We start from the raw sequence: 6828 nt of genomic DNA on the forward strand, positions 1-6828 counted from the left end.
ATTCGTAAGGGAAGTATTTATGGCTTTCTAGGTAAAAATGGAGCGGGAAAATCTACCACAATGAAAATGTTGTTGGGATTGACAGCACCAACTAATGGTAAATTTTCTATTGATGGAAAGACCTTCCCAAATGATCGTATTTCGATTTTAAAAGAAGTTGGTTCATTTATCGAATCCCCTTCATTCTATCCAAACTTAACTGGTAGAGAAAATCTCGATATTATTCGTCGTATTTTAGAACTACCTCAAAGTGCTGTTGATGAAGCATTAGAACTTGTTGGTCTTACAGAATTTAGCAATCGTCTTGCTAAAAAATATTCCTTAGGAATGAAACAGCGTTTAGGACTTGCAGGTGCATTATTGGGAAAACCACCAATTCTAATTTTGGATGAACCAACAAATGGACTTGATCCATCCGGTATACATGAAATCAGAAATTTGATTAAATCACTACCCGCTATTTATGATTGCACAGTTTTAATTTCATCACATATGCTTTCTGAAATTGAATTAATTGCTGATGATATCGGAATACTAAATCATGGTAGATTGTTATTCGAGGGTAGTTTAGATGAATTACGGCAAACCGCATTAGAAGTCGGTTTTTCAACTGATAACTTGGAGGATATGTTTTTATCAATGATAGAAAAGGATAACAAAAGTAGAAAACAGAGAGCAAAACTATGAAAACACTTGCAATTGAGTTTCGCAAAGAAAAGCGTACAGGAATTTTATCTTTAATGATTTTAATAGGTATTTTAGGCGCAGCATACGTTTTCATTAACTTTATCATTAGAAAAGATACGCTATTAAGCTTACCTTTATCCCCTATGGATGTTCTTCTAACACAGCTATATGGAATGATTATGGTTTTGAATATGTTTGGAATCATTGTAGCAACATGTATGATTTATAACATGGAATTTAAAGGAAGCGCTGTAAAAAAAATGTATATGTTACCTATAAAGGTATCATCCATATATTTATGTAAATTCGTAATTATAACATTTTTACTTTTTGTAGCAATCTGCTTTCAAAATTTAGCTCTTACACAAATAGGCATTACCGATTTACCACAAGGTACATTTGAAATCAGCACATTAATAAAATTTGCTGGGTATTCTTTCGTTACTACAATGCCTGTATTATCCTTTATGCTTTTTGTATCATCTCGTTTTGAAAATATGTGGATTCCGCTTGGAATCGGAGTAGCGGGATTTTTAAGTGGTATGGCATTAGCAAACTCTGATATAGCATTATTTATGATACATCCCTTTATTGTGATGCTAAAGCCTGCTATAGCTATGAGTGCACAACCAAATTCAACTGTTTCACTTATAGCTCTAATTGAAACCGCTCTATTCTTTTTTGCAGGATTATGGACAACTAAAAATATTCGTTATGAGTAAGGAGGTGTATGAAAATGAATTTTTTGGAACTAATTAAAATTGAGTTTATGAAAGTTAAGCGAGGAAAAATTTTACTTTTGATTTTCGTTGCCCCGCTACTGGTAATCACATCTGGTATAGCTAATTTGCAAGCTTATTTTACCTCAGAATATACAAATACCTGGGCAGCCATGTTTATACAAAGTGCTTTAGTTTACGCTTATTACTTACTACCACTTAGTATGATTGTAGTTTGTGTCATGATTGCTGGACATGAAACACAAAATAACGGAATATTAAAAATGTTAGCTTTACCAGTTAGCCGTTACGCACTTTCTGCCGCAAAGTTTTGTGTGCTTTTATTCTATTTATTTATGGAAATGTTAGTATTTCTAATTGTGTTTATAATCGCAGGACTTATAGTAACTAATACTTCAGGAATCATAGAAGCGCTACCAATCATGTATCTTCTGAAATGGTGTACTGGATTATTTCTAACCATGTTACCTTGTGTTGCATCAATGTGGGCAATTACAGTTCTATTTGAAAAACCCCTACTATCTGTCGGATTAAATCTATTACTTGTTATACCTGGAATTTTGGCAGCAAATACGTCACTTTGGATTGTTTACCCATATTGTTATAGTGGTTATTTAGTTACCTGTTCTCTACATGATTTTACCACAGATAGCATTAATGGATCATTTGAATTATTTCCATTTCTGCCATGTGCAATTTTAATCTTTACCTTCATGTTTATGATAGCAGTAACTCGATTTGGTAAAAAAGAGATGAGATAAATTTATCTAAAATAGATTATTACAAATCATAAGAAATATATCTTAAATATCTACCAGTCACTCCAAACAAATGGTTGAGAACGTTTATGGTCACTTGTTTCCAAGTAAAAAGAAAGAGATACTCAATGTACTCAATAATTTCCAATTAACTCCTCAAACTGCTACTTAATTGAGGAGTTTTCTATTGCTTCTAAACTCCTTATTTTTCCCAAATAGTTCATCAAAACTGCCAAAATATTCCAAATATTTAAGAAACGTATCAGATTCGGATTTTCATAAAAAAAAGCCCATTTTAATGGGCTGATTTAACTACTGGCGTCCTCGAAAGGATTCGAACCTTCGACCGTACGCTTAGAAGGCGTATGCTCTATCCAACTGAGCTACGAGGACACTGCTCTATTATAATAACAAAACAAGTTAGAATTTGCAACCAAATTTGTACTCAAGACGCTTTGTTTTTATATTATTACCCTCAATCGTTATAATTGCATAGCTTGTTTGTGATCCATCACGGTTTCTTGATAAACTACCTGGATTAACCAATACGATACCATCCTGTATTCTATTTTCATAAACATGCGTATGCCCAAAACAAACTATATCGCAATTAAGTGATTTAGCCTTATTTACTAACATCTCTCTGTTATCCAAAAACATCATACGATGACCATGTGTCACAAGTATTCTATGCTCATTCAAATCAATAATACGATATTCTGGTAAATCACCATAAAAATCATTGTTTCCTTTTACAGATACATACCCACTTAAATACTCTGCAGGCATTTCACTATCTCCACAATGTATAAATACTTCTGCATCTTGATGCAACATTAATATATCTTTAAGTGGCTCTAAACGTCCATGATTGTCACTTACAACTACAATTTTCATATAATAAATAATCCTCTTTAAATAACACCTTTATATTTTCACAAGAAAAGTGAGAATTTTCAAGAATTTCTTATCTTTTATCTCACATTTTGATATAATACTCTTGAGGTGTGATAATGAACCAATTTCTAGATTTCTACACAACATATGTTAGTCCTGTTGTTTACATCATTTTATTCATTACTGTTATTATAACATCTTTTTACCTTGTCAAAATGCTAATTCAAACAAAAAAATTAGCAAAAACAATGAATATCGTTTCTGTGTCACAAGAAAGTCTTCAAGAAAAGTTAAATACATATACTAAAACAAAGAATGATATTGACAAGTATTATCGTAAAAAGAAAGATCAATTGCATTTATTGCTGTCTACAATCTTCTTTCTTAAATTTCTAGAAAAAAATAAAGGTGAAAAATAAATTTCACCTTTTAATTTGTTGCCATGTCAGACAAAGTTAAATTATTTTCATGCAAATAGCGTGCATATTCAAATCCTACAAATCGGAAATGATAACTTTGTTCAGATTTATTTGTTACTTGTGAATTAGTCGCTTGATATGTTTGAATTAGACCATATTTATAGGCATTTTCAGTTAACCATGTATATTGTTCAGTCTTTGCAAAATTACTGTCGTCTAAGCCTTCTAAAACAAAATCTACAGCTAATCCAAGTTGATGTTCACTATGACCTGGTTTAAATTCAATCATATCGACATTATCGCCATATTTTTCACTTGCTGCTTTATACAATGCTTCTTGCTCTGCATAAGAGATATAGCCATTATTTACAAGCAATCCACCACAAGGTCGATTAGTTTCTATATCTTCACTGATAGCTGTGCATAAAAGCTTTAGTGGTGTTTGAAGCGCTACGTCTATTTGTATCCTTTTATCATTAACTGTTGGAATTTCTTCACTGATAACTTCAAGATTAAATGGTTTTCTAGTACTTATTGTGTGTTTATCATCAACATAAGCATTTGTGTTTCCAGCATTAGTTACAAGTATTGCATCATCAACAAATGGATCACCATGTTGAATCCAATATAAAATTTCGTCATAACTATAATGCACTAAATAATTTGCAAGTGTAACAACATCTAATGATTGACGAGTTTGTTCAACCATCTTAACAATATTTGAAGGAGTTTCATCCCATAATAATTTATTTAAATCTCGGTATTCCGCAGCATGATAAATATTGAAATCTCTTTCTTGGATATATGCAATAAATGTTGTTGGTGCAATGGAGTATTCAATAATATATTCTATTTCATCATCTGTTAAGTACTCACGAATCAAGCGATTACTTTCTTCATTTTTATATGGATAACGTGATAATTTATCATAATTAACATTCATAAATGAAAGACATAAAACAGAAATAAGAAGAATCATACTTACAAAGATAGTACGCTTTACCTTCATCTTCTTCACCTCTTGGTTAATTATAGCATAGAACTTATTCTGATGTCGCATCTTTTAAAATTTCATATAATTCTGTTGCGACCTCTAGGGGTAACACTTCACTTAATGCTTCAATGGATGCAGACTTAATACTTTTGAAGTTTCCAAAATGTTTTAAAAGCTTCTTTTTCCTTACTTCCCCTATTCCTTCTACCTCATCTAGAATTGATTTGGTTTGGGCTTTTTGACGAAGTTTACGATGATAGGTTATCGCGAAACGATGCACTTCATCTTGCATTCTTGTTAAGAGAAAGAAGAATGGACTGTTTTTATCAATAGGTATCAATTGTCCATCTCTATTCATTAAGTCAGAGGTATTATGCTTATCATCTTTTACTAACCCTAAGATTGGTAAATCTAATCCTAGTGCATCAATAATTTCTTTCGCAACATCAACTTGTTGCTTACCACCATCCACCAAAACGCAATCTGGCATTCGTGCATCTTCAATAAGTAAGCGATAATATCGACGATAAAGCACTTCTTTCATTGAGTCAACATCACTGTTTTGCGTATGTAGTTTGTAAATACGATATTCAGCTTTATTGGGTTTACCTTCATCATAAACAACACATGCTGCAACAGTAAATGAACCCGAGATGTGACTGTTATCAAAAATTTCTACACGATGAATATCTCTACCCAGTATTTGACTGAATTTTTCCATCAATGTCTCATCATTTTTACTTTTTGCTTCTATAACATCAAATTTAAGATAGAGCTGATTCTTAGCGTTTGCTTGTGCTAAATCTAATAATTTCTTACGATAACCTTTAATAGGCACAATAATTTTTGATTCTAGCGTATCCTGTAATACTTCCATATCTTGTTCTTCTAACTTTGGTAATACAATTTCAACAGGTGAAGGATGTTTTTGATAATATTGCGTAATAAAAGATACAAATTCTTCTTCTGGATCACCATAAAGTGGACTAAGTGATAATTCACGTTCCAATAGTTTTCCTGCTCGTATGAAAAATCCTTGAATTGATAAATATCCCTTATCACAAAAATAACTGAAAACATCACGATTTGATCGATCTTCAATTTGAACTTGTTGCTTATCACTAACATGCTCTACAGATTGTATGAAATCACGATATTCAATGGCACTTTCATAATCTAGTTTTTCTGTAGCAATTTCCATTTTTTGTTTTAAATCTTGCAATATTTCTTTATTATCGCCATTCAAGAAACGTGTTATTTTATCCAACATTTCTTGATAAACTTGTGGATCAACATCATATTCACAAGGTCCTAAACATTGCCCTAAATGATAGTATAAGCATACTTTTTTTGGCATTGTCTTACACTTTCTTAAAGGATATAGTGTTTGTAGTAACCGGATAGTTTGATGTGCAGCAGTTGCATCAGGAAAAGGACCGAAATATTTACTCTTGCGGTCTTTTTTTGTTTCTCTAACTACTGTAAGCGTAGGATATGCTTCCTTTGTTAGTTTAATATATGGATATGTTTTATCATCCATAAACATGATATTAAAACGGGGACGATGTTTTTTGATCAAGTTAATTTCTAATAAAAGTGCTTCTTTTTCTGTGCGTGTAATAAAGAAGTCAAAATCCTTAACTTGGCTTACCATTTTAGTAGTCTTAAAATCATGTGCACCTACAAAATATTGATTAACTCTATTTCTTAATTTCTTCGCTTTACCTACATAAATAATCGTTCCTGAAGCATCCTTCATCAAATAGCATCCGGGCTCCATTGGCAGGTTTTGTAATTTAGCTTCTAATCCATTTTTCATTTTTTACTACTTCCTCGAAACAACACAACAGTAGCACCTGTTGATCCCTCTGATGGTGTTCCTAAGCGATATTCTACTACATCTTTATCACGTTTTAAAACTTCATGCACAGCTTTACGTAGTGCACCCGTTCCATCACCATGAATAATTCTAACCGATGTCATATGATTGAATTTTGCATCATCCAAGTATTTTTCAAGTACTTGTAATGCTTCTTCAACACGCATACCGATTAAGTTACACTCCATTGAAAATCCGCTTAGCTTTGATGTCTTGATTGCGAAAACTTTCTTTGGTTTTATAATTTTTTTGTTTGTAGGACGAAGTTGTTCTAGTTTAGAACGAACTGTGATTCCATTCAAATCAAGAGTACATTGATTTTTAGTAATTGATAAAATTTTTGCGACTTGATTGGATTGTTTAATTTCAACAAAATCTCCTACTATGAAAGAATTACTATCGTGCACTTCTTCTAGTATTGTCTCATCTTCTAAAACCAATAGCTTATTTTTGA

At 32.0% G+C, this 6828-nt stretch carries 8 protein-coding genes and 1 tRNA gene; 4 read left to right on the forward strand and 5 right to left on the reverse strand.

Annotated elements, in window-relative coordinates; genetic code table 11:
- The 3 genes from RSB60_RS10240 to RSB60_RS10250 form a co-directional block, all read left to right on the forward strand.
- Positions 1-687: ABC transporter ATP-binding protein (locus RSB60_RS10240; protein ID WP_332616147.1), on the forward strand; the 687-nt coding region annotated here is incomplete at its 5' end.
- A complete protein-coding gene (locus tag RSB60_RS10245) occupies positions 684-1409 on the forward strand; it encodes an ABC transporter permease (protein WP_332475089.1) in 726 nt (241 codons plus the stop codon). The genes RSB60_RS10240 and RSB60_RS10245, both read left to right, overlap by 4 nt.
- An 8-nt stretch (positions 1410-1417) precedes the next feature.
- The gene (locus RSB60_RS10250; protein ID WP_332475088.1) at positions 1418-2188 is read left to right on the forward strand and encodes an ABC transporter permease; all 771 of its coding nucleotides are present in this window, start codon (positions 1418-1420) and stop codon (positions 2186-2188) included.
- 313 nt (positions 2189-2501) lie between these two features.
- Here RSB60_RS10250 and RSB60_RS10255 read toward each other — a convergent pair.
- Positions 2502-2578: transfer RNA gene (locus RSB60_RS10255), tRNA-Arg, on the reverse strand.
- A gap of 27 nt (positions 2579-2605) precedes the next feature.
- Complete coding sequence (locus tag RSB60_RS10260) at positions 2606-3082, reverse strand: metallophosphoesterase (protein ID WP_323380407.1); 477 nt, start codon at positions 3080-3082, stop codon at positions 2606-2608.
- A 116-nt stretch (positions 3083-3198) separates the two neighbouring features.
- Here RSB60_RS10260 and RSB60_RS10265 point away from each other — a divergent pair, with 116 nt between their 5' ends.
- Positions 3199-3501, forward strand: a complete 303-nt coding sequence (locus RSB60_RS10265; RefSeq protein ID WP_323380406.1) for a hypothetical protein — start codon at positions 3199-3201, stop codon at positions 3499-3501.
- 10 nt (positions 3502-3511) lie between these two features.
- Here the strand turns inward: RSB60_RS10265 and RSB60_RS10270 are convergent, their stop codons facing one another.
- The 3 genes from RSB60_RS10270 to RSB60_RS10280 all read right to left on the reverse strand — a co-directional run.
- Positions 3512-4510, reverse strand: coding sequence for a M15 family metallopeptidase (locus tag RSB60_RS10270; protein WP_323380405.1), 999 nt, complete (start codon positions 4508-4510; stop codon positions 3512-3514).
- Positions 4511-4544: 34 nt separating this feature from the next.
- Complete coding sequence (gene uvrC, locus RSB60_RS10275) at positions 4545-6314, reverse strand: excinuclease ABC subunit UvrC (RefSeq protein ID WP_323380404.1); 1770 nt, start codon at positions 6312-6314, stop codon at positions 4545-4547.
- Positions 6311-6828, reverse strand: a 518-nt coding sequence (locus RSB60_RS10280; protein ID WP_332616151.1) for a Smr/MutS family protein, incomplete at its 5' end; no start/stop codon positions are given. The genes uvrC and RSB60_RS10280, both read right to left, overlap by 4 nt.

The organism is Anaerorhabdus sp., from assembly GCF_036657415.1.
In the GTDB taxonomy this organism is placed as follows: Bacteria; Bacillota_I; Bacilli_A; order Erysipelotrichales; family Erysipelotrichaceae; genus Anaerorhabdus.

Bases quoted from the DNA above. Each gene is read 5' to 3' on its own strand.
- RSB60_RS10270 (WP_323380405.1), bottom strand. From the start codon at position 4,510: ATGAAGGTAAAGCGTACTATCTTTGTAAGTATGATTCTTCTTATTTCT.
- uvrC (WP_323380404.1), bottom strand. From the start codon at position 6,314: ATGAAAAATGGATTAGAAGCTAAATTACAAAACCTGCCAATGGAGCCC.
- RSB60_RS10245 (WP_332475089.1), top strand. From the start codon at position 684: ATGAAAACACTTGCAATTGAGTTTCGCAAAGAAAAGCGTACAGGAATT.
- RSB60_RS10250 (WP_332475088.1), top strand. From the start codon at position 1,418: ATGAAAATGAATTTTTTGGAACTAATTAAAATTGAGTTTATGAAAGTT.
- RSB60_RS10265 (WP_323380406.1), top strand. From the start codon at position 3,199: ATGAACCAATTTCTAGATTTCTACACAACATATGTTAGTCCTGTTGTT.
- RSB60_RS10260 (WP_323380407.1), bottom strand. From the start codon at position 3,082: ATGAAAATTGTAGTTGTAAGTGACAATCATGGACGTTTAGAGCCACTT.